19 protein-coding genes and 1 pseudogene are annotated in these 19,290 nt (G+C 73.6%); 12 read left to right on the top strand and 8 right to left on the bottom strand.

What is annotated here, in order from left to right; translation table 11 throughout:
• A partial coding sequence (locus VGH76_RS17720) for a class I adenylate-forming enzyme family protein (RefSeq protein WP_331558028.1) occupies positions 1 to 1,422 on the bottom strand: 1,422 nt, incomplete at its 3' end.
• A gap of 197 nt (positions 1,423 to 1,619) precedes the next feature.
• Between VGH76_RS17720 and VGH76_RS17715 the strand changes: the two genes are divergently transcribed.
• From VGH76_RS17715 to VGH76_RS17690, 6 genes are all read left to right on the top strand, one after another.
• Complete coding sequence (locus VGH76_RS17715) at positions 1,620 to 1,868, top strand: hypothetical protein (protein ID WP_331558027.1); 249 nt, start codon at positions 1,620 to 1,622, stop codon at positions 1,866 to 1,868.
• Positions 1,869 to 2,266: 398 nt separating this feature from the next.
• Positions 2,267 to 2,734, top strand: a complete 468-nt coding sequence (locus VGH76_RS17710) for a L,D-transpeptidase (protein WP_331558026.1) — start codon at positions 2,267 to 2,269, stop codon at positions 2,732 to 2,734.
• A gap of 25 nt (positions 2,735 to 2,759) precedes the next feature.
• Entirely contained in the window at positions 2,760 to 3,848 is a 1,089-nt protein-coding gene (locus tag VGH76_RS17705; protein WP_331558025.1) for a PIN domain-containing protein, read from the top strand.
• Between the two features lie 234 nt (positions 3,849 to 4,082).
• Positions 4,083 to 4,433, top strand: a complete 351-nt coding sequence (locus tag VGH76_RS17700; protein WP_331558024.1) for a GNAT family N-acetyltransferase — start codon at positions 4,083 to 4,085, stop codon at positions 4,431 to 4,433.
• Positions 4,434 to 4,645: 212 nt separating this feature from the next.
• Positions 4,646 to 6,037: an MFS transporter gene (locus tag VGH76_RS17695; protein WP_331558023.1), complete on the top strand. Its 1,392-nt coding sequence runs from the start codon at positions 4,646 to 4,648 to the stop codon at positions 6,035 to 6,037.
• Positions 6,038 to 6,071: 34 nt separating this feature from the next.
• Positions 6,072 to 6,749 (top strand): hypothetical protein, encoded by a 678-nt coding sequence (locus VGH76_RS17690; protein WP_331558022.1) that lies wholly within the window; start codon positions 6,072 to 6,074, stop codon positions 6,747 to 6,749.
• Positions 6,750 to 6,753: 4 nt separating this feature from the next.
• On the opposite strand, the gene VGH76_RS17685 is transcribed toward VGH76_RS17690, so the two are convergent.
• Together VGH76_RS17685 and VGH76_RS17680 are read right to left on the bottom strand one after the other, a co-directional pair.
• Positions 6,754 to 8,340, bottom strand: a complete 1,587-nt coding sequence (locus VGH76_RS17685) for an LCP family protein (RefSeq protein ID WP_331558021.1) — start codon at positions 8,338 to 8,340, stop codon at positions 6,754 to 6,756.
• On the bottom strand, positions 8,340 to 8,963 hold the full coding sequence (locus VGH76_RS17680) for a DUF6542 domain-containing protein (RefSeq protein WP_331558020.1): 624 nt from the start codon (positions 8,961 to 8,963) through the stop codon (positions 8,340 to 8,342). The genes VGH76_RS17685 and VGH76_RS17680 overlap by 1 nt, the downstream gene beginning before the upstream one ends.
• A 171-nt stretch (positions 8,964 to 9,134) precedes the next feature.
• Between VGH76_RS17680 and VGH76_RS17675 the strand changes: the two genes are divergently transcribed.
• Positions 9,135 to 9,608: a hypothetical protein gene (locus VGH76_RS17675; RefSeq protein ID WP_331558019.1), complete on the top strand. Its 474-nt coding sequence runs from the start codon at positions 9,135 to 9,137 to the stop codon at positions 9,606 to 9,608.
• A gap of 142 nt (positions 9,609 to 9,750) precedes the next feature.
• On the top strand, positions 9,751 to 10,788 hold the full coding sequence (locus tag VGH76_RS17670; protein WP_331558018.1) for a S1 family peptidase: 1,038 nt from the start codon (positions 9,751 to 9,753) through the stop codon (positions 10,786 to 10,788).
• On the opposite strand, the gene VGH76_RS17665 is transcribed toward VGH76_RS17670, so the two are convergent.
• The 3 genes from VGH76_RS17665 to VGH76_RS17655 all read right to left on the bottom strand — a co-directional run bounded on the left by VGH76_RS17665 (position 10,775) and on the right by VGH76_RS17655 (position 14,017).
• Positions 10,775 to 11,533: a nucleoside phosphorylase gene (locus tag VGH76_RS17665; RefSeq protein ID WP_331558017.1), complete on the bottom strand. Its 759-nt coding sequence runs from the start codon at positions 11,531 to 11,533 to the stop codon at positions 10,775 to 10,777. The two genes, VGH76_RS17670 and VGH76_RS17665, sit on opposite strands and share 14 nt — an antisense overlap.
• 4 nt (positions 11,534 to 11,537) lie before the next feature.
• Positions 11,538 to 12,947 carry a xylulokinase gene (xylB, locus tag VGH76_RS17660; protein WP_331558016.1) on the bottom strand — a complete coding sequence of 470 codons (1,410 nt, stop codon included), beginning with the start codon at positions 12,945 to 12,947 and terminating at the stop codon, positions 11,538 to 11,540.
• A 62-nt stretch (positions 12,948 to 13,009) separates the two neighbouring features.
• Positions 13,010 to 14,017, bottom strand: a complete 1,008-nt coding sequence (locus VGH76_RS17655) for a LacI family DNA-binding transcriptional regulator (RefSeq protein ID WP_331558015.1) — start codon at positions 14,015 to 14,017, stop codon at positions 13,010 to 13,012.
• A 357-nt stretch (positions 14,018 to 14,374) separates the two neighbouring features.
• On the opposite strand from VGH76_RS17655, the gene VGH76_RS17650 reads away from it, so the two are divergent.
• From VGH76_RS17650 to VGH76_RS17635, 4 genes are read left to right on the top strand one after another with little or no spacing between them, the layout of a single operon-like run.
• A complete protein-coding gene (locus tag VGH76_RS17650; protein WP_331558029.1) occupies positions 14,375 to 15,694 on the top strand; it encodes a sugar ABC transporter substrate-binding protein in 1,320 nt (439 codons plus the stop codon).
• Entirely contained in the window at positions 15,691 to 16,632 is a 942-nt protein-coding gene (locus tag VGH76_RS17645) for a carbohydrate ABC transporter permease (RefSeq protein ID WP_414637752.1), read from the top strand. Before VGH76_RS17650 ends, VGH76_RS17645 begins: the two co-directional genes overlap by 4 nt.
• Before the next feature lie 58 nt (positions 16,633 to 16,690).
• Positions 16,691 to 17,572 carry a carbohydrate ABC transporter permease gene (locus VGH76_RS17640; RefSeq protein ID WP_331558013.1) on the top strand — a complete coding sequence of 294 codons (882 nt, stop codon included), beginning with the start codon at positions 16,691 to 16,693 and terminating at the stop codon, positions 17,570 to 17,572.
• Between the two features lie 12 nt (positions 17,573 to 17,584).
• Positions 17,585 to 18,670 (top strand): sn-glycerol-3-phosphate ABC transporter ATP-binding protein UgpC, encoded by a 1,086-nt coding sequence (locus tag VGH76_RS17635; RefSeq protein WP_331558012.1) that lies wholly within the window; start codon positions 17,585 to 17,587, stop codon positions 18,668 to 18,670.
• Positions 18,671 to 18,688: 18 nt separating this feature from the next.
• On the opposite strand, the gene VGH76_RS17630 is transcribed toward VGH76_RS17635, so the two are convergent.
• Both VGH76_RS17630 and VGH76_RS17625 read right to left on the bottom strand, forming a co-directional pair.
• Positions 18,689 to 18,895 carry a hypothetical protein gene (locus VGH76_RS17630; RefSeq protein ID WP_331558011.1) on the bottom strand — a complete coding sequence of 69 codons (207 nt, stop codon included), beginning with the start codon at positions 18,893 to 18,895 and terminating at the stop codon, positions 18,689 to 18,691.
• 206 nt (positions 18,896 to 19,101) lie between these two features.
• Positions 19,102 to 19,290 (bottom strand): annotated as a pseudogene (locus VGH76_RS17625) (hypothetical protein); the annotation flags it as partial.

Genomic DNA, 19,290 nt, shown 5'->3' with positions numbered 1-19,290 from the left:
CCCCTCGACCTCGAGGAGCTCCGCCTCGACCGCGGCGCAGTAGACGTTCTCGCCGCCGCGGATGACGACGTCCTTGATCCGGTCGACCACCCGGATCAGGCCGTCGTCGACGCGGCCGAGGTCACCGGTGCGGAACCAGCCGTCGACGAAGGCGGCCGCGGTGGCCTCGGGGGCGTTCCAGTAACCACGGACGACGTTCGGGCCCCGGAACCACAGTTCGCCCACGGCGCCCTCGCCGAGGTCGGCCCCGGACTCCGGGTCGACCACCCGCACGTCCGCGCTCGGCACCGGGCGGCCGACGGAGTCCGGCGCGGACAGGTACGCCTCCCCGGCGTTGAATGCGATGCCCGCCGTCGTCTCGGTCAGGCCGTAGCCGTTCGAGGGCGTGCCGAACGGGGCGACCCGCCGGACCAGCTCCGGCGGGATCGGCGCGCCTCCCATCCCGACCCCCACCAGCGACGACAGGTCGGCGTCCGGGGTGTCGGCCGCGGCCCGGACGAGGTCGCGCGCGACGGTGGGCACCCCGGCGAGCGAGGTCAGCCGTTCCGCGGCGATCACCTCCAGGGCCTGCCCGGCGTCCCAGCGGTACAGCGTCGCGAGCGTCGAGCCGGCCGCGGTCGCGTTGACCATCGCGCAGAGCCCGGCGACGTGGAAGATCGGGAACGCCAGCAGCACGCCCGGTGACGTCGGGGGCGCGACGCCGGAGAGCCGCGCGCCGAGGGCGGTGGTCAGCCGGCGGTTGTGGACGTCGGTGACGAGGTTGCGGTGGGTCCCGACGGCGCCCTTGGGTCGCCCGGTGGTGCCCGAGGTGTAGAGGATGAACGCGTCGTCCTCGGGGTCGAGCGCGACGTCCGGGAGCCGGTCGTCGGTCACCTCGCCGAGGAGCTGCCCGAAGGGCACGCACCCCGGGGCCTGGCCGCGCACCACGACCACCGGCACGTCGTCAGGCGTGACCTCCCGCAGCACCGCGGCCCGCTCGCCGTCGGCGACGACGAGCCGCGGGCCGGCGTCGGTGACCGCGTGCGCGAGCTCCCCGGCCCGCCACCAGGCGTTGAGGGGCACGACGACGAGCCCGGAGACCCAGGCCGCCCAGCACAGCGGCGCCCACTCCGGGTAGTTGCGCAGGCAGATCGCGACGCGGTCGCCCCGGCGCAGGCCGGCCTCGGCGTAGCGCCGGACGAGGGCGGCGACCCGCGCCCGGTGCTCGGCGAAGGTGACCCGCTCGCCGTCGTACACGGTGAAGGGTCGCTCGCCGAACGCCGCCGTGCCGTCGTGGACGTCCCGGAGCACCTGCGGAGCGGTGACGTGGGCCCGGAGGCGCACCTCGCGGACCACCGCCTCGCCCAGCTCGGAGGGTCCGCCCGGGGCGGTGAGCTCCGCGATCACCTCGCTGCGGGACGGACCCGCCCCGACCCCGGCCATGTCCGCATCCTCGCCCCGATCGGGGGGCCGCGCCGGGCGTGCGAGTGCGTCGTCCCGGATGTCCAGGCGTGATCCACTGCACCACCGGGTACTGGATCGTCAGCACGCGGACCCCACCCGAATCGGGAGGGGACCCCGACCGCGTGACCGACCCTTCCCGGGGCCCCGTCCGGGCGCCTCCCGGTGAGGAGGCAGCCATGACGCTGGACGTGACCACCACCCGCCGGGTCGGCCTGCCGGTCGACGGCCGGGGCGAGCTCCCCGACGCCGCGACGTTGTCGCAGCGACTCCGCGACGCCGTCGAGCGCGCCGTCGGCGCGCAGCTGGACGTCGAGCTGCACGTCTCGCCCGGCGCCGAGGAGCTGCCCGGCCCGCTCGCCGCGGTGGTCGCGTCGGCGCGCGAGCGCGCCGCGACCCGCGGCGTGGATCTGCGCGTCGTGTCCTGATCCCGGCCGCCACTCGATCGGGGGACAGAGCATCGTGATCAGATCGTGACCTTGCCGAGACTCACGGGATCTCCTCAGGAAACCCCGGCGTGTCGCCCCCGTCGTCACCCGGCGTCGCTCGGGTCCGCTTCGTCCGGATCGTCGCCACACGGGTGATTTCTCGGCGGAACCCCAGGTCAGCAGCGTGACCCCTGGTCCCCGACCCGGTGAACGCGGTGTGCACACTCCTCGCCGTCGTACCGCACCGAATCCGGTCCGTGACCGTTGAGAGACCGGAACACGCGCATCACCGACCGCGAAAGGGCCACACCATGGGTCGTCACCACGCGAGCTCCCGTCCCCGGATCGTGGGACGTGGGCTGCGACTCGGCGTCGGCAGCGCCGGCGCCGTCGGTGCCGTGGGCGTCGGGCTCCTCCAGCTCGCCGTGCCCGCGCTGGCCGCTCCCGCGCCCGCCGCGCCGGCGCCGGCTCCCGCCGCCGCGCCGGCCCCCGCCGGCAACGCCCCGAAGAGCGCCACCCCGTGCGCGATCACCGCGAAGGCCTGCGTCTCCATCTCGCAGAAGAAGGCGTGGCTCACCGACGGCAAGGGCCACGTCATCGACGGTCCCGTCCCGATCACGACCGGCGGCAAGGGCTACGAGACCCCCATCGGGACCTTCTCGGTGATGTGGAAGGACAAGGACCACAAGAGCGACGAGTACGACCACGCGCCGATGAACAACTCGGTCTTCTTCGCCCCCGGGGACGCCTTCCACGAGGGCAGCCTCCAGAAGGCCTCCGCGGGCTGTGTGCACCTCTCGGCCGCCGACTCCGAGAAGTTCTTCGACAACCTCCAGCCCTACGACCAGGTCCAGATCCTTCGCTGATCGACGGGCCTGACAGGCTGAGCTCATGCCAGGCAACCCCGACGAGGGCGAGGAGCGCATCGCGCTGCTCCTCGACTACGAGAACCTCGCGATCGGAGCCCGCGAGGGCCTCGGCGTCAGCCCCTTCGACCTGACGCCGGTGGCCGACGCCCTCGCCGTCCGCGGGCGGGTGGTGGCCCGACGCGCCTACGCCGACTGGTCCTCGTTCGACGACGACCGCCGCCTCCTCGCCCGCGCGCAGGTCGAGCTCATCGACATCCCGCAGCGGCTCGGTGGCTCCCGCAAGAACGCCGCGGACATCAAGATGGCGGTGGACGCCGTCGAGATCGCCTACGAGCGGTCCTGGGTGACGACCTTCGCGATCGGCACCGGCGACTCCGACTTCACCCCGCTGGTGCACAAGCTGCGCGAGCTCGACAAGCGGGTCATCGGGATCGGGGTCGCCTCGTCGACGTCGCGGCTGCTCCCGCCCGCGTGCGACGAGTTCCTCTACTACGACCGCCTCCTCGACGCCGCCGCGCCGCCCGCCGAACCGGCCCCGGCCACCCAGCCCGAACCCGCCTCCGGGGCCGGGGGCGCGGAGGGCGCGTGGGGCGCCGACGAACCGGCCGACGACGAGGCCGTGGGCCGGCTGGTGACCCGGACGCTCTCCGGCCTCGCGCGGCGGGGGGACGGTCCGGTGCTCGCGTCGCGCCTCAAGCGGGCGGTCCTGCGCCAGGACCCGACGTTCGACGAGGCCGAGATCGGGTTCCGCGGGTTCGGGGAGCTGCTGCGCCACCTGCAGGACCAGCGCATCGTCGAACTCGCGGCGGGCTCCGCGAGCGGGGACCCCGAGGTGTCGTTCCCCGAGAACGAGCCGGCCGAGGACGACGCGTTCCGGCTGCTCGCCCAGGTCGTGGGGGAGGAGTCCCGGAGCGGCAACGGTGTGCCGCTCTCGGGACTCAAGGACCGCGTCCGCAAGCGTCGCTCCGACTTCTCCGAGAAGACCTACGGCTTCGCGTCCTTCCTGAGCTTCGCGAAGGCCGCCCGCGCCCGCGGGGTGGTGCGCATGGCGTGGGACGAGTCGGCGGGGGACTGGCGCCTCGCGTCGCCTGACCTCAGCGGTCGTCGGTGACGAGGTCCGTCTCCGACGACGTGGTGTGAGCCGGAGGACGGTCGGGATCGGCCTCGCCCAGCACCGCAGGCTCATGAGGCGGACCTCGACCGCGACCGGCCGCTGCCGCCCGACCTCGTCGAGCCAGCGGAGCGCGAGGTGGGCGAACGGACAGACCGGGTCGGCGTAGAGCCGGATCTCGGGAGCCAGACCGAGCATGATGGAGCGGGGACGGCTCGCAGCGAGGAGGACACGATGGCGGAGAGTGCGATCGAGGTGGAGCGTCCCACGGGAGACACGGACGTGGTCGACGTCGAGGCCCGGCACCGCTACGAGATCCGGGTCGACGGCGGGACGGTCGGCTTCGCGGAGTACCACCGGCGAGCGGGCGGGTCGACCGTCTCGTTCACCCACACCTCCGTCGACGACGCCCACACCGGTCAGGGGCTCGCGGGGCGCCTCGCCCGCGCCGCGCTCGACGACGCCCGGGCCCACGGGCTCGCGGTGCTGCCGTTCTGCCCGTACATCCGGGGCTGGATCGCCAAGCACCTGGAGTACGTCGACCTCGTCCCCGAGGAACGCCGGGCCGAGTTCGAGCTCGCGTAGCCCGGACGACGGAGATCCGACCTTCGGTCGCGTGTCGCGTCGAAAAATCTTGCGCGTGTCGCTTCCGGACTCCTGATCATGCCCCTCGCCGACCGGCGGGAGCCCCGTCGCGGTGAGCACCGACCGTCATCGGCTGCTGACGCGGGGCACACGTCCGGGGTAGTTTCCCGTGCTCACGACATCGGCGTCGGACGAGCGCGGGAGGCGGGACCATGGCGACCCACGCAGGAGCATCCACCACGACGGGCGCGAGCGCGGTCCTCGAGACCCTGCCGCTCTCGCGGTGGCACAAGCTGATCGTCGTCCTGGTCGGGATTGGGTCGTTCTTCGACCTCTACGAGGTGTTCCTCGGGGGCGTGCTCGCCCCGATCCTCGCCAAGGAGTTCGCGCTCGGGTCGCTGGGGAAGGCCGCCGTCGTCGGCAGCGGTTTCCTCGGGATGTTCGTGGGCGCCAACGTGCTCTCGATCGCGTCCGACCGGCTCGGCCGTCGCCGCGTGTTCATCCTCAACCTGCTCACCTACTCGCTGTTCAGCCTGCTCGCGGCGTTCTCGCCGAACATCGAGGTCTTCCTCGTGCTGCGCTTCCTCGCGGGCATCGGGCTGGGCGCCGAGCTGGTGCTCGTCGACACCTACCTCGCCGAGTTCCTCCCCGCCCGGGTCCGCGGCCGCTACATCGCCTGGGCCTACACGATCGGCTTCCTCGGGGTGCCGGTGGCCGCCCTGCTCGGCGGGAAGCTCGTCGCCGCCCAGCAGATCGCCGGTGTCGACGGGTGGCGCTGGCTGCTGGTGGCCGGGGCCCTCGGCGCGCTGTTCGTGCTGTGGATGCGCCGCGTGCTGCCGGAGTCGCCCCGGTGGCTGGAGGCGCGCGGCCGGCGCGACGAGGCCGTGGCGGTGGTGCGCGGCATCGCGGCGAAGGCCGGTGCCCCGGAGGCCGCCGAGCACATCCCGGAACGGTCCGCCGACCCACCGGCCGGGGCCGGGCCCCGGGCACGGTCGACGTCCGAGGTGCTCCGGATCGCCTTCACCGGCGTCTACCGCACCCGCACGATCATGCTGTTCGTCTTCCAGATCCTGCAGACGGTGGCCTACTACGGCTTCGGGACGCTGGCGCCGTTGGTGCTCGTCGCCAAGGGGTTCGACATCACCGAATCGCTCGGCTACGCCGCGCTCAGCTTCGCCGGCTACCCGATCGGCTCGCTGATCTCGGTGCCGCTGGTGGAGCGCTTCGAGCGCAAACACCTGATCATCGCGTCGGCCCTGGCGATCGCGGTGTTCGGGATCGTGTTCGCGGCGGCGGCCGATCCCTGGCTGATCGTCCTGGCGGGGTTCCTGCTGACGTCGTCGAGCAACGTCTTCTCGAACTCCTTCCACATCTACCAGGCGGAGATCTTCCCGACGGCGATCCGGTCGACGGCGAGCGGCGTCGCCTACTCGCTGTCGCGCGCGACGTCGGCGGTGCTCCCGTTCATCGCGGTGCCGCTGCTCGCGAGCGCCGGACCGGTCGCGGTCTTCGGCGGGTCAGCGGTGCTCATCGTCGTCCTCTGCCTCGACGTCGGGCTCCTCGGTCCGCGGACGACCGGTCGCGCCCTGGAGGAGGTCGGCTGAGCCCGGTCGGAGCGTCCCGGGCAGGATCGGACCGGTGAGCTCCGACGGCCGGCCCGCCCTCCCCGCCTGGCGTCGCACCACCGCGGACGAACGGCGGTGGCCCGTCGCGCTCGCGATCCTGGCCGCCGCCGGCTTCCAGCTGAGCCTGCCCGACGACGTCGTCCTCGGGTCGCGCTGGTTGATGCCGCTGGTCGAGGTCGCGGTGCTGGCGGTCCTCGTCGTGGCGAACCCCGGCCGCTTCGAGCGCGAGCCGGGCTGGCGGCGGACGACGAGCCTCGCGCTCACCGCCCTGGTCAGCGTCGCGAACGGCGCCGCGGTGGTCCGGCTCGTTCGACACCTGCTCGAGGGGTGGGGCGCCGACGATCCCGGCACGTTGCTCGCCACCGGCGGGGCGATCTGGGCGACCAACGTCATCGGCTTCGCGCTCTGGTACTGGCAGTTCGACCGCGGCGGGCCCTCGGCGCGGGCCCGCGGCGACCGCACCGTCCCGGACTTCCTGTTCCCGCAGATGCAGTCGCGCGACATCGATCCCGAGTGGGAGCCGACCTTCGTCGACTACCTCTACGTGTCGTTCACCAATGCGACCGCGTTCAGCCCGACCGACACCATGCCGCTCTCGCGGTGGGCGAAGCTGACGATGCTCGTGCAGTCCGCGGTCTCGCTCGCGGTGGTCGCCCTCGTCGTCGCCCGGGCGGTGAACGTACTGCGCTGAGGCCTCAGTTCACGCAGGGCACCGTCGGGGCGGCCGTCCCGGCGTCGGAGGCCGGGACCGCGGGCTTGGGCTTGGCGGCCGGGGCGGGGGCCGCCGTCGTGGACCCGCTCGACGACGAGCCCCCCGAGGCCTTCGACGCGGGCGCCGACGAGCCCGAACTCGTCGAGCCGGACACGGTGTCGGAGATGTACTTCTGCACCGCCGACGGGTCGACCTGCACCGCCTCGCCGTCGTCGCCGGTGTCGTAGCTGGCGTCGACGATCGGGATGGTGTGGAACCCGATCGAGCCGGAGCTGACGCCCTGCAGCTGGGTCGCGAGGCTCAGCACGTCCAGCGAGCGGTCGACGGTGATGGCCTTGTCGACGGCGGCGACGAGGGCGTTGCGCTTGGCGGAGTCGGTCAAGGTGTCCGACGACAGCACGGTGTGCGCCATGCTCGAGAGGAACACCTGCTGCCGGCGGGCCCGGTCGAGGTCGCCACCGGGCAGGCCGTGGCGCTGACGGACGAACGCCAGGGCCTGCGGGCCGGCCACCGTCTGCTGGCCGGCCTTGAACTTCGCCCCGGAGAAGGTGTCGTTCACCGCGGAGTTCAGGCACACCGGCACGCCGCCGATCGCCTGGCTGATGTCGGCGAACCCGGCCAGGTTGACCGCGCCGTAGTGGGTGATGGTCAGCCCGGTCAGGGACTCGACGGCGCCGATCGTCGTCTTGGCGCCCGCGGCGCCCGCCTGCACGGTGAGGTCGTTGCCGGAGACGCCCTCCTTCGCCAGCTCCGAGCGCGCCGCGTTCGAGCCGTACGCGTACGCCGAGTTGATCTTGTGCTTGCCGAAGCCGTCGGGCAGGTCGACGTAGGAGTCGCGGGGGATGGAGAACCCGGTCGCGGGTCCGCCGCCGCCGGGGATGTGCAGCACGATGATCGTGTCGGTCGAGTCGCCGCCGGAGTCGCTTGCGCCCGCGTGCAGCGCGGCGAGCTGGTCCTTGGGCAGCGGGTTGCCGAAGCTGTCGGTCCGGCTGTCGAGGCCGACGAGCAGGATGTTCTGGTCGGTGCCGAGGACCGAGCCGAACGACGTCCCGATGACGTCCACGCGGCTCAGCCCGGAGTCGATCGAGCGCGCCGCGAGCACCACCCCGCCGCTGACGAGCAGCAGCAGGACCGAGGCCGCCGCGAGGACGAGCACCAGGACGCGCTTGGTGGCGGCGGCCCGTACCCGCTCGAGCAGCCCGTCGGCGCCGCCACCGGGCGGGCCCGGGTCGGGATCGACGCCGCGCCCGGGCGCCTCGTCGGGCTCGAGGACGGGGGCGACCTTCGTCGGGAGCGGGGCGGGACGTCCGCCGGGCGCGGGCGGCGGGGGCCCCGACGGCGGCCGGGGCGGCGGCGCCGGACGGCCACCGTTCGGTGGGGGAGGCGCCGGGCGCGCATCGGGTCGTGGCGCGGCGGGACCGGGGGCCGGTCGCCCCGCGGGCGGCGGCCCCGGGCGGGCCCGGCCACCCTCGGGCGGCGGAGCCGGCCCAGGTCGGCCGCCGTCCGGACGGGTGTCGCCGCGGCGCGGCATCCGGAAGCCGCCCGGGCGGTCGTCCCCGGGCCCCGCCATCAGCCGGCCCCCGACCCGCGCAGCGCCCCCATCGGCGACCACCCCGGCCGGACCTGGCGGAATCGCACGAAACCGACGAGGGCACAGGCCAGCGTGGCCACGAGCATCCACCAGAACAATTCCGCGAGCGGCGCGAACACGCCCAGCAGGAACAGTGTGCTGCTCGCGGCGTTCCCGGTGATGATCGCCGCGATCACGAGTCCGAGGAACGCGACGACGGGCGGGGCGAGGGCGGGGACGGCGACGGCCTCGGCACGCACCATCGCGACGCCGAGCATGCAGACCACCAGGTAGCCGACCGGCCACATCAGCCCGAGCAGCCCCGCGCGGTGGAGGAGCAACCACGCGAGCAGGCCGGTCACGACGACGGCCCCCACCGCGACGAGCGGCCACGGATAGCCCGGGCCGACCGCGAAGGTGCCCGTCTGTCGAGGTCGCGTTGGTCGGGAGGAGCCGCCGCCTCGGCCACGACCCTCGCCGCGGCCCCACGAGCCGGTGGACCAGCGGGACCCTCCGCGTCCGGATCCAGAGGGTCCCGACGGCGGGCGCGACGCGGCCGGCGGGGGCGCGGCGGACCGCGACGGCCCTCGCCCACGCGGTCGCGGGTCCCAGCGGTCGGACACGGCGTCACGATAGCCGAGCCCTCCGTGAGCCCCTCGGCGGCGTCGGGGGAACTATTTCCCGGCGTTCCTGACGATTCCCTGAAAGGGCACCGGGAGGACCCGCGCATTCGGCGGGATCTCGGTTCTCGTGGTGGGGTCCGACCGACCGGCGAGAGGAAACCGGAACACACCATGCGCACCTCCTGGGCCCGTCCCGCGCTCGTCGCGGCCGTCGTCATCGCCCTCGCCGGGGACGGGACGGCGGTCGCCCTCGCGGACACCAGCGCGCCCCCGACCCCCACGGCCCCCACGTCCTCCGCGCCGGCCCCGGGCGCGCAGCACCCCGCCCGCCCGGCCCGCCGCGCTCTCGCCCGGCGCGCCGAGCACGGCGAGGTCGTCCTGCACGGCAAGGCGGGGGACCGCACCGTCGACGTCCAGCGCGGCGTCGTCACGGCTGCCTCCCCGACCTCGGTGACCGTGCGCAGTACCGACGGCTTCACCGCGACCTACGCCTTCACCCCGACCTCGAAGGTCCGCAAGCAGAAGGCGGCGAGCCAGCCGTCCGCAGTCGCCGTCAACGACCGGGTCGGGATCGTCGCCGCGAAGGGACCCCAGGGCCTCACGGTGACCGGCCTGCGCGACGCCGGGCCGGCCCCGACGCGGTGACCCGGCGGCCCCGCCCGACCCGGCACGACGGGTCGGGCGGGGCACGGTCACCCGACCGGGTCGTCGCCCGGCTCCACGCCGCCACTCGCTCCTAGGCTGCACGGGCTAACCATCTGGTGCTGCTGACCTACGGAGCCCGTGCGTGCGTCCCCCTCGTCCTGCGTTCCGGGCCCGCGCGCTCGGCTCCCTGCTCGCGGCCCTCGCCGCCGTCGTCGTCCTCGGGAACCCGGCGCTCGCCTCGACGCCGAGCCCGCCGGCGCCCGGGCCCGGGTCGACGATGCGCTCCGCCACGGTCGACCCCCGGGCCGGCCGGGCGGCCAAGGAGCGCCTGGACGACCGCCGCAACCGGGTGCCGGGCAACGTCAGCGCCTGGTGGGTCGATCCCGCGACCCACCAGACCGTCGTCGCCGTCGTCGGCCCGGCCACCCGCGACGCCCGCGCCTTCGTCGCCGACCAGGACCCCACCGCGGTCCGCCTGCAGCCGATGTCGGCGCCGGTCCGACCGCTCGACGGCCCGGTGGGTGAGCGGCGCCGTCCTGGCGTCAGACGCCAGCAACGTGCCGTTGCTGCCACCGGGGCGGGGGCTCCCGGCGCCCCCGCGACCCCGCTCGTCGGCGGGACGGCGATCACCACCACAGGCACCCGCTGCTCCGACGGCTTCTCGGCGCGCCACGACACGACCACCTACCTGCTCACCGCCGGGCACTGCACCGCCGAGGGCGCGACCTGGAACGGGCCCGACCGGAGGCGGATCGGGAGCGTGGTGCGCACCGACTACCCCGGCGCCGACTACGGGATCGTGCAGGTCACCGACACCGTGGCCTGGCGGGGGAGCGGTCAGGTCCGGGGCGGGCCCACCGTCACCGGCGCGACCCCGGCTGCCGTCGGGAGTCAGGTCTGCCGCTCCGGCTCGACGTCGGGCTACCACTGCGGCCTGGTGCAGGCCACCGACGTCACGGTCAACTACGGCGGCAGCACCGTGATCACCGGCCTGACCCAGACCGCGGTCTGCGCCGACCCCGGCGACTCCGGCGGACCGTTCGTCACCCCCGACTCCGCCCAGGCCCAGGGGACGCTCTCCGGCGGCAGCGGCGACTGCGTCCTCGGCGGCACGACCTACTTCCAGCCGCTCGGACCGGTCCTCCACGCGATGGGCCTCACGCTGGTCATGGGAGACTGACGCCGAGGACCACCTCCACGAGCGCCCGGCGCGCGTCCCGGGCCGTGGTCCAGCGGCGGTGGTCCCACTCCTGACCCGCGAGCGAGTCGCCGGCGAAGAGAACCTGGGAGAACGCGACCCCGCGGAACCGGGCGACGGCGATCAGCGCGGCCGCCTCCATCTCCACGGTCAGGCAGCCCTCGGCGCGGCGCCGGTCGGTGCGCCCGCGCGTCTCGCGGTAGACGGCGTCGGTGGTCCAGGTCCGCCCGACGGTGTGGGCCACGTCGGCGGCGCGCAGGCACGCGGCGAGCGCGGCGACGCCGTCGGGGTCGGCCTCGACGGTGCGCCCGGGCGCCAGGTAGTGGAACGAGGTGCCCTCGTCGCGCAGCGCGGAGTCGACGACGACGGCGTGGCCCAGCACGAGCTCGGGCACCAGCACGCCCGCGCCGCCGACCGCGGTGAAGCGCCGTCCGCCGAGCACGACGAGCTCCTCCAGCGTCACCGCCGCCATCGGCGCGCCCACCCCGGGGTGCACGACGCCGACCTCGGTCCCGTCCGGCCGCGTCAGGACCAGCACCGGCGAGCGCCCGTTCTCGGAGTGCAGGACCGCGGCCTCCCGGGCGCGCTCGGCGACGGCGGCCACGACCTCGGGGAAGAAGCACAGCACGACGTCGGGCGGCACCGACCCGCGCGTGCGCATCGCGCCGGGGGCGATGAGTCCGGGGTCGGCGAGGTCGTCCTCGCCCAGGGGGAGCGGCTCGGTCACCGGGTCATCGTGCCGCCGCCGCGTACGCCGTTCGGACCGCCCGGGCCGCCTCCCGGTCGGCGGCGGTCGCCTCGACCACCACGTCGCGCTCGATCCGCCACCCGGGCTCCTCGCCGTGCAGGGCCCAGGCCGCCTGGCGTGCGGCGCCGAGGGCGACGTACTCCGCCGACGCCAGCACCTCGACGTCGGTCCCGAACACGGCGGGGGCGATCCCGGCGACCGCCCGCGACCGGCTGCCGCCGCCGATGAGCAGCACCCGTTCGCCGTGCACGCCGACGTCGGCCAGCGCGTCCAGCCCGGCGGCGAGCCCGCACAGCATGCCCTCGACGGTGGCCCGGGCGAGGTTCTCCCGGGTGCCGTTCGCGCCGGTCAGGCCGGTGATCGTGCCCGTGGCGTCCGGTCGGTCCGGGGTGCGCTCGCCCTCGAGGTAGGGGACGAGCACCAGCCCGCCGGCGCCCGGGTCGGCGACCAGCGCGAGCTCGTCGAACCCGTCCGGGTCCACCCCGAGCAGCGCGGCCCCGACGCCGAGCACCCGCGCGGCGTTGAGGGTGCACACCAGCGGCAGGTAGCGGCCCCGGGCGTCGGCGAAGCCGGCCACCAGCCCGGAGGGATCCGCGGTCGGCCGCTCGACGGAGACGAACACGGTGCCCGAGGTCCCGATGGAGACGATCAGCTCGCCCGCCCCGGCGCCGATCGCGAGCGCGGCGCCCATGTTGTCGCCCGTCCCCGGCCCGACGACGAGCCCGTGGGCCGGCCCCGCGCCGGGGCCGGCCGCCTGCCCGGGGTCGAGCACGCGGGGCAGGTCGAGGGTGCGCCCGAACGCCAGCTCGAGCAGGTCGGGCCGGTAGCGCTCCTCGTGGGGTGACCAGTAGCCGGTCCCGGACGCGTCGCCGCGGTCGGTCACCGGCTCGGCGGCGTCCCCGCGCAGCTTGCGGGTGAGCCAGTCGTGGGGGAGCAGCACCGAACAGGCGCGCCCGGCGACCTCGGGCTCCTGGCGGGCGGTCCAGCGCAGCTTGGTGGCGGTGATGCTCGCGACCGGGACGGTCCCGACGGCGTCCGCCCAGGCCCGCGCGCCGTCCCTGCCCTCCGCCTCGCCGAGCTCGGTGATCAGGTCCTGCGCGGCGTCGGCCGAGCGGGTGTCGTTCCACAGCAGGGCGTCGCGGACCGGCTCGCCGTCGTCGCCGCAGAGCACCATCCCGTGCTGCTGGCCCGCGACCGCGACGGCCGCGACGTCGTCGGTGCCGACCTCGCCGAGCGCCTCCTGCAGAGCGCTCCACCAGGCCCGCGGGTCGACCTCGGTGCCCTCGGGGTGGGTGCGCCGCGCCTCGCGGACGACCTGCCCGTCGGCCGGATCGACGACGACGACCTTGGTGGCCTGGGTGGACGAGTCGACCCCGGCGACGTAGGTGGGCATGCGCCCATGATGTGCGCTCCGTCCCCGTGAGCACTATTCCGTGTCATAGGGCGGATTACTGCTCACGGGCGCGGAGCGCACCCACAGGACTCCCGGACCACGAACGACGGCGGCAGGCGCAGCACCTCGACCGGCGCGTCGGGATGGGCCCGGCGGCGCAGCAGCAGCCGCACGGCCTCGGCGGCGATCTGCGCGAAGGGCTGCGCCATCACCGTCAGTCGCGGCGCGAACAGGTCCGCCCAGGCGAAGTCGTCGAACGCGACCACCGCCACGTCGTCGGGCACCCGGGCCCCGGCGTCGCGCAGCGCCGCGATCACCCCGATCGTCATGCTGTTGTTCCCGACGACGACGGCGGTGGGCGGCTCGGGCAGCGCCAGCAGGCCGGCCATGGCCGTGCGCGCCGGTTCGGTCGCCGACTCCCCGGACACCTCGAGCGCCGGGTCGCGCGGGATGCCCGCCGCGTCCAGCGCCGCCACGAAGCCCGCGCGCCGCTCGTTGGTCGTGGCGAGCCCGGCGAGGCCCGCGACCAGGGCGATCCGGCGGTGCCCGTGCTCGACGAGGTGCGTCGTGAGGGTCGCGGTGGCCTCGGAGTTCTCGCTGCCGACCTGGTCGAGGCGCGCCGCCGGTCCGTCGGGGATGAGGCGGTCGAGCAGCACCGTCGGCACGTCGTGGCGCGCGAGGTATCCCAGCGCCTCCTCGGGGTGCGCCGACGGCGCGAGGACCACCCCGTCGACGCGGTGGTGGTGCAGCCGCGCGACCACGGTGCGTTCGTAGGCCGGGTCCTCGTGCGGGTCGACCAGCAGCAGCGTGTAGCCCGCGGCGGCCGCGGCGCGCTCGGCGGCCGAGAGCAGCTCGCCGAAGTAGGGGTTGGAGATCGCGGAGAGGACGAGGCCGAGGGTGGTCGTGCGGGAGGTCGCGAGCGAGCGCGCGACGGTGTTCGGGGTGTAGGCGGTCTCGTCGACGGCGGCGAGGACCGCCGCGCGGGTGTCGTCGCTGACCGCGCGGGTGTTGTTGAGGACGTGCGAGACGGTCGCGGTGGAGACGCCGGCCCGGCGAGCCACATCGGCCATGGTGACCACCGCTGGACCTCCCGGACCCCGTTGCACGCGCACTGCCGTCGAATGACGGCCGTCGAATGATGCCCCCGCGAGGGCGATCCGGCCTCGGAAGATCGCCGGACGGCGCCGGCGAGGCCGTGGCCGGATTCGCCCCGCAGAGTTCGGTCAAGCGCTTGCGCGGACACGGTTCGCGGCCCTACCGTCGCCCGACGTGACAATGACGTGAACCACGTCACTCGTTCACGGGGTCCGTACACCACGGCTCGGGGAGGCGGCGTGCGACGCAGCGCAGCTGACGGGGCGACGGGGCCGCGGGGCCGCGGGGCCCCCCACGGCCCGCGACGAGGAGCACGGCTCCCGTTCCTCGCCGTGCTCGCGGTCGGCCTGCTGGGTCTGGTCACGGGCTGCTCGGGCGCCGGCGCGCTCGGTGCCGAGCCGGGGGTGCAGACGGTGACCGTCGCCATCGTGTCCAACTCGCAGATGAAGGACGCGATCAAGCTCTCGCCGCAGTTCGAGGCGGAGAACCCCGGGATCCGGATGCGATTCGTCTCGCTGTCCGAGAACGAGGCCCGGGCCAAGATCACCGCCAGCGTGGCCACCGGCGGCGGCGAGTTCGACGTCGTCATGATCTCGAACTACGAGACCCCGCAGTGGGCGCAGAACGGCTGGCTGACCGACCTGCAGCCCCTGGTCGACTCGACGCCGGGCTACGACCCGGCCGACTTCATCCCCACGGTCCGCGACTCGCTCTCCTATCACGGCCACATGTACTCGGTGCCGTTCTACGGCGAGTCCTCGTTCCTCATGTACCGCAAGGATCTCTTCGAGCAGGCCGGCCTGGTGATGCCCGCGCAGCCGACGTGGCAGCAGGTCGCGGACCTCGCCGCGAAGCTGACCGACCGTTCGAAGGGACGGGCCGGCATCTGCCTGCGCGGCAAGCCCGGCTGGGGCGAGATGTTGGCGCCGTTCGACACCGTGCTGAACACCTTCGGCGGCCGCTGGTACGACCCGCAGTGGCACGCCCAGCTCACCAGCCCCCAGGTCCAGCAGGCGGCGCAGTTCTACGTCGACCTCGTCCGCAACTACGGCGAGCCCGGCGCCGCGCAGGCCGGCTTCTCCGAGTGCGCCACGCAGTTCGGCCAGGGCAACGCGGCCATGTGGTACGACGCCACGTCCGCGGCGGGCACCGTCGAGAACCCCGACGAGTCCACGGTCGTCGGGAAGGTGGGCTACGCCCCGGCACCCGTCGTCGCGACCCCGAGCTCCGGCTGGCTCTACTCGTGGTCGCTGGCGATCCCGAAGACCTCGCCACACCCCGACGCCGCCTGGAAGTTCATGAGCTGGATGACCTCGAAGCAGTACATGCAGCGGGTCGGCACCCAGCTCGGCTGGACGTCGCTGCCGCCGGGGTCGCGCCTGTCGACCTACCGGATCCCGCAGTACCAGCAGGCCGCGGCGGCGTTCGGCCCGACGGTGCTGAACGCGATCCAGTCGGCGAACCCGCAGCAGCCCACGGTGCAGCCGGTGCCCTACCAGGGCGTGCAGTTCCTGCGGATCCCGGAGTTCCAGGACCTCGGGACGCGGGTCAGCCAGCAGATGAGCGCCGCCATCGCCGGGCAGAAGACCGTGCAGCAGGCGCTCGACCAGTCCCAGGAGTACGCGGCGACGGTGGGGGAGAGCTACCAGTGACAACGACTCTGGAAAGGCCCGCCGCGTCGCCTCCGCCCGCGCCGAGCGGCGGCGTGACCACGCGCTCGCCGCGGTCCGAGGGCTGGGTGCGCCGCGCACCGCTGCTGCCTGCGCTGGTCTTCACGATCGTCGTCACGCAGATCCCGTTCCTGCTGACGATCTACTACTCGTTCCAGTCCTGGAACCTCGTCCGGCCCGGCTCGCAGCACTTCGTGGGCTTCGACAACTACGTGGCCGTGTTCACGGACTCGCAGTTCCGCGGGGTCGCGCTCAACACGATCATCATGACGCTCGGCTCGGTGGTCATCGCGGTGATCCTGGGGCTGCTGCTCGCGCTGCTGCTGAACCGGCACTTCGTCGGCCGCGGCGTGGTGCGGACGCTGCTCGTGACCCCGTTCCTCATCACGCCGGTGGCCGCGGCGCTGCTGTGGAAGACGACGCTGCTCGACCCCACCTACGGCCTCATCAACTTCGTGCTCGGCGGGCAGACGATCGACTGGATCTCGCAGTACCCGCTCGCCTCGGTGATGGCGGCCCTGGTCTGGCAGTGGACGCCGTTCATGATGCTGCTGCTCCTCGCGGGCCTGCAGTCCATGCCCGGGGACCAGGTCGAGGCGGCCCGCGTCGACGGTGCCGGCGCCTGGTCGATCTTCGTCGAGCTGACGTTGCCGCACCTGCGGCGCTTCCTCGAGCTGGGGATCGTGCTCGGCGCGATCTACCTGGTGAACACGTTCGACGCCGTCTACATGATCACCCAGGGCGGGCCCGGCACGGCGTCGGCGAACCTGCCCTTCTACATCTACCAACGGGCGTTCCTCGGCTTCGACATCGGGCAGTCGGCCGCGATGGGCGTCGTCGTGGTGATCCTGACGATCATCGTCGCGACGTTCGCGCTGCGGTTGGTGTTCCGGTCGTTCGGTGCGGCAGGCGAGTCATGAAGCTGACAGGGGAGCACGCCGATAGGGGAACTGGCGCAATGAGAGGCGGTGAGAGCTGATGGCCGCGACGGTCGAGGAGACCTCGACGACGACCTCCGCCCCGGCGCGGACCGAGGGGCCCCGCCGGCCGTCCCGGGTCGGCCCGGTCCTGCTGACGACGCTGACGTGGATCGTCGCGATCGGCTTCTTCTTCCCGGTGCTGTGGATGGTGCTCACGGCCTTCAAGTCGGAGGCCGCCGCCTACACCGACCCGCCCACTCTGTTCTTCAGCCCGACGCTCGAGCAGTTCCGGGCGGTGTTCGACGCCGGTATCGGGCCCTACCTCGCGAACTCGCTGGCGGCCACGGCGATCTCGACGATCTTCGTGCTGGTCCTCGCGACCCCCGCGGCGTTCGCGGTCTCGCTGCGCCCGGTGGAGAAGACCCAGGACGTCCTGTTCTTCTTCATCTCGACGAAGATGCTGCCGGTCGTCGCGGCGATCGTCCCGATCTACGTCGTGGTCAACGAGATCGGCGCGCTGGACAACATCTGGACGCTGATCGTCCTCTATACCGCGATGAACCTGCCGATCGCGGTGTGGATGATGCGGTCGTTCTTCCTCGAGGTGCCCAAGGAGCTGTTGGAGGCGGCGTCGATCGACGGTGCCTCGCTCGGGCGCACGCTGCGCGAGGTGGTGCTGCCGATCATCTCGCCCGGCATCTTCGCCACCGCGCTGATCTGCGTGATCTTCGCGTGGAACGAGTTCTTCTTCGCGGTGAACCTGACCGCGGCGAACGCCGGGACCGTGCCGGTGTTCCTCGTCGGGTTCATCACCTCCGAGGGCCTGTACTGGGCCCGGCTCTCGGCGGCGGCGACGCTCGCGGCGCTGCCGGTGGTCCTCGCGGGATGGTTCGCCCAGAACAAGCTGGTGCAGGGCCTGTCGTTCGGCGCCGTGAAGTAAGGGGATACCGACATGGCGGAAGTGGTGTTCGACCAGGCCTCGCGCATCTACACGCCCGGGGCCGAGCCGGCCGTCGACAAGCTCGACCTGACGGTCACCGACGGCGAGCTCGTCGTGCTCGTCGGCCCGTCAGGGTCGGGGAAGTCCACAGCGCTGCGGATGCTGGCCGGGCTGGAGTCCATCGACGCCGGCAGCGTGCGCATCGACGGGCGCGACGTCGTCGACGTGCCGTCCAAGGACCGCGACATCGCGATGGTGTTCCAGAGCTACGCGCTGTACCCGGCGAAGACGGTGCGCGAGAACATGGCGTTCCCGCTGAAGATGCGGCGCATGGGCAAGGAGGAGCAGGCGAGGCGGGTCGCGGACGCCGCGGAGCTGCTCGGCCTCACCGAGTACCTCGACCGCAAGCCCAAGGCCCTCTCCGGCGGTCAGCGCCAGCGGGTGGCGATGGGACGGGCGATCGTCCGGGAGCCGCAGGTGTTCCTCATGGACGAGCCGCTGTCCAACCTGGACGCCAAGATGCGCGTGCAGACCCGGTCCCAGATCGCCTCGCTGCAGAACCGGCTCGCGGTCACGACGGTCTACGTGACGCACGACCAGGTCGAGGCCATGACCATGGGCGACCGGGTGGCGGTGCTGCGCGACGGGCGGCTCCAGCAGTACGCGACGCCGTCCGAGCTCTACGACCGCCCGGTCAACGCGTTCGTCGCCGGGTTCATCGGCTCGCCGGCGATGAACCTGCTCGACCTGCGCCGCTCCGGGGACGGGGTGACGCTCGGCGGCGTCGACATCCCGCTCTCCCGCGCGATCCGGGACGCCGCGGGCTCCGCGGAGACCGTGACGGTGGGCGTGCGTCCCGAGGACCTCTCCCTCGACTCGGAGGGCGCCGGCGACGGGATCAAGGCCGTGGTCGACGTGGTCGAGGAGCTGGGCAGCGAGTCCTACCTGTACGCGCACATGGCCGAGGACGAGGCCACGACGCTCGTCGTCCGCGGCCCGGGCCGGACCACGGTCCGCTACGGCGACACGATCGCGCTGCGGGTGGACGCCGACGCGGCGCACGCGTTCGTCGCGACCTCGGGGGAGCGCCTCGCCTGACGTCCCCCCGAGGGGCGGTCAGCCGTGCAGCGACGTCCATTCGGGGGCGACGCCACGGCGGTGGTGCTCGAGGCGCCGCAGCCGGCGGCGTGCCTCGTAGGTGAGACCGTCGATCCGGTCGAGCAACTCGTTCAGCTCGGCGGTCTCGCGGTCGATGAGTTCCTCGCGGGCCTGCTCGGGGTCGCTGGCCTGCGCGCGGTTGCTGCCGGCGTCGGTGACGGCCACAGCTCTCCTTCTCAGTGACGTACGGCGGTGTTCGGACGGGCGCTCCGGGGAGTGGAGGCGCCGGTCACTGTACCGATCAACAAGCGTTCGACGGCCATCATTCCGCACCCCGGTCGGTGCATGTCGCACCGGGGTCGGTCGCGACGACGGCCCCGTCGCCACCGTGGGGAGCCCGGTGGCGGCGGGGCCGTGCGTCGTGGGAAGCGTCAGCTCTGGGGGGCGCGCTTGTCGGCGGCGGTGGTGGCCGCGGACTCGGGCGCGTTCTTCGGGCCCTGCTTCTTCGGGGCGGTCTTCGCGGCCGCCTTGCGGGTGGTGCTGCGGGTCTCCGAGGCCACCTCGTCACCGGCCTCCTTGACCTCGGCGGCGACCTCGGTGCTGGTCTCGGTGATCACCTC

Origin of the sequence: Actinomycetospora sp. (assembly GCF_036497585.1) — a bacterium.
Classification (GTDB): domain Bacteria; phylum Actinomycetota; class Actinomycetes; order Mycobacteriales; family Pseudonocardiaceae; genus Actinomycetospora.
The sequence above is the reverse complement of the archived record's forward strand: the minus strand, read 5'-3'. Positions and strand labels throughout refer to the sequence as shown.

Bases quoted from the DNA above. Each gene is read 5' to 3' on its own strand.
- xylB (WP_331558016.1), bottom strand. From the start codon at position 12,947: ATGCCCACCTACGTCGCCGGGGTCGACTCGTCCACCCAGGCCACCAAG.
- VGH76_RS17685 (WP_331558021.1), bottom strand. From the start codon at position 8,340: ATGGCGGGGCCCGGGGACGACCGCCCGGGCGGCTTCCGGATGCCGCGC.
- VGH76_RS17705 (WP_331558025.1), top strand. From the start codon at position 2,760: ATGCCAGGCAACCCCGACGAGGGCGAGGAGCGCATCGCGCTGCTCCTC.
- VGH76_RS17715 (WP_331558027.1), top strand. From the start codon at position 1,620: ATGACGCTGGACGTGACCACCACCCGCCGGGTCGGCCTGCCGGTCGAC.
- VGH76_RS17675 (WP_331558019.1), top strand. From the start codon at position 9,135: ATGCGCACCTCCTGGGCCCGTCCCGCGCTCGTCGCGGCCGTCGTCATC.
- VGH76_RS17695 (WP_331558023.1), top strand. From the start codon at position 4,646: ATGGCGACCCACGCAGGAGCATCCACCACGACGGGCGCGAGCGCGGTC.
- VGH76_RS17640 (WP_331558013.1), top strand. From the start codon at position 16,691: ATGGCCGCGACGGTCGAGGAGACCTCGACGACGACCTCCGCCCCGGCG.
- VGH76_RS17655 (WP_331558015.1), bottom strand. From the start codon at position 14,017: ATGGCCGATGTGGCTCGCCGGGCCGGCGTCTCCACCGCGACCGTCTCG.
- VGH76_RS17635 (WP_331558012.1), top strand. From the start codon at position 17,585: ATGGCGGAAGTGGTGTTCGACCAGGCCTCGCGCATCTACACGCCCGGG.
- VGH76_RS17700 (WP_331558024.1), top strand. From the start codon at position 4,083: ATGGCGGAGAGTGCGATCGAGGTGGAGCGTCCCACGGGAGACACGGAC.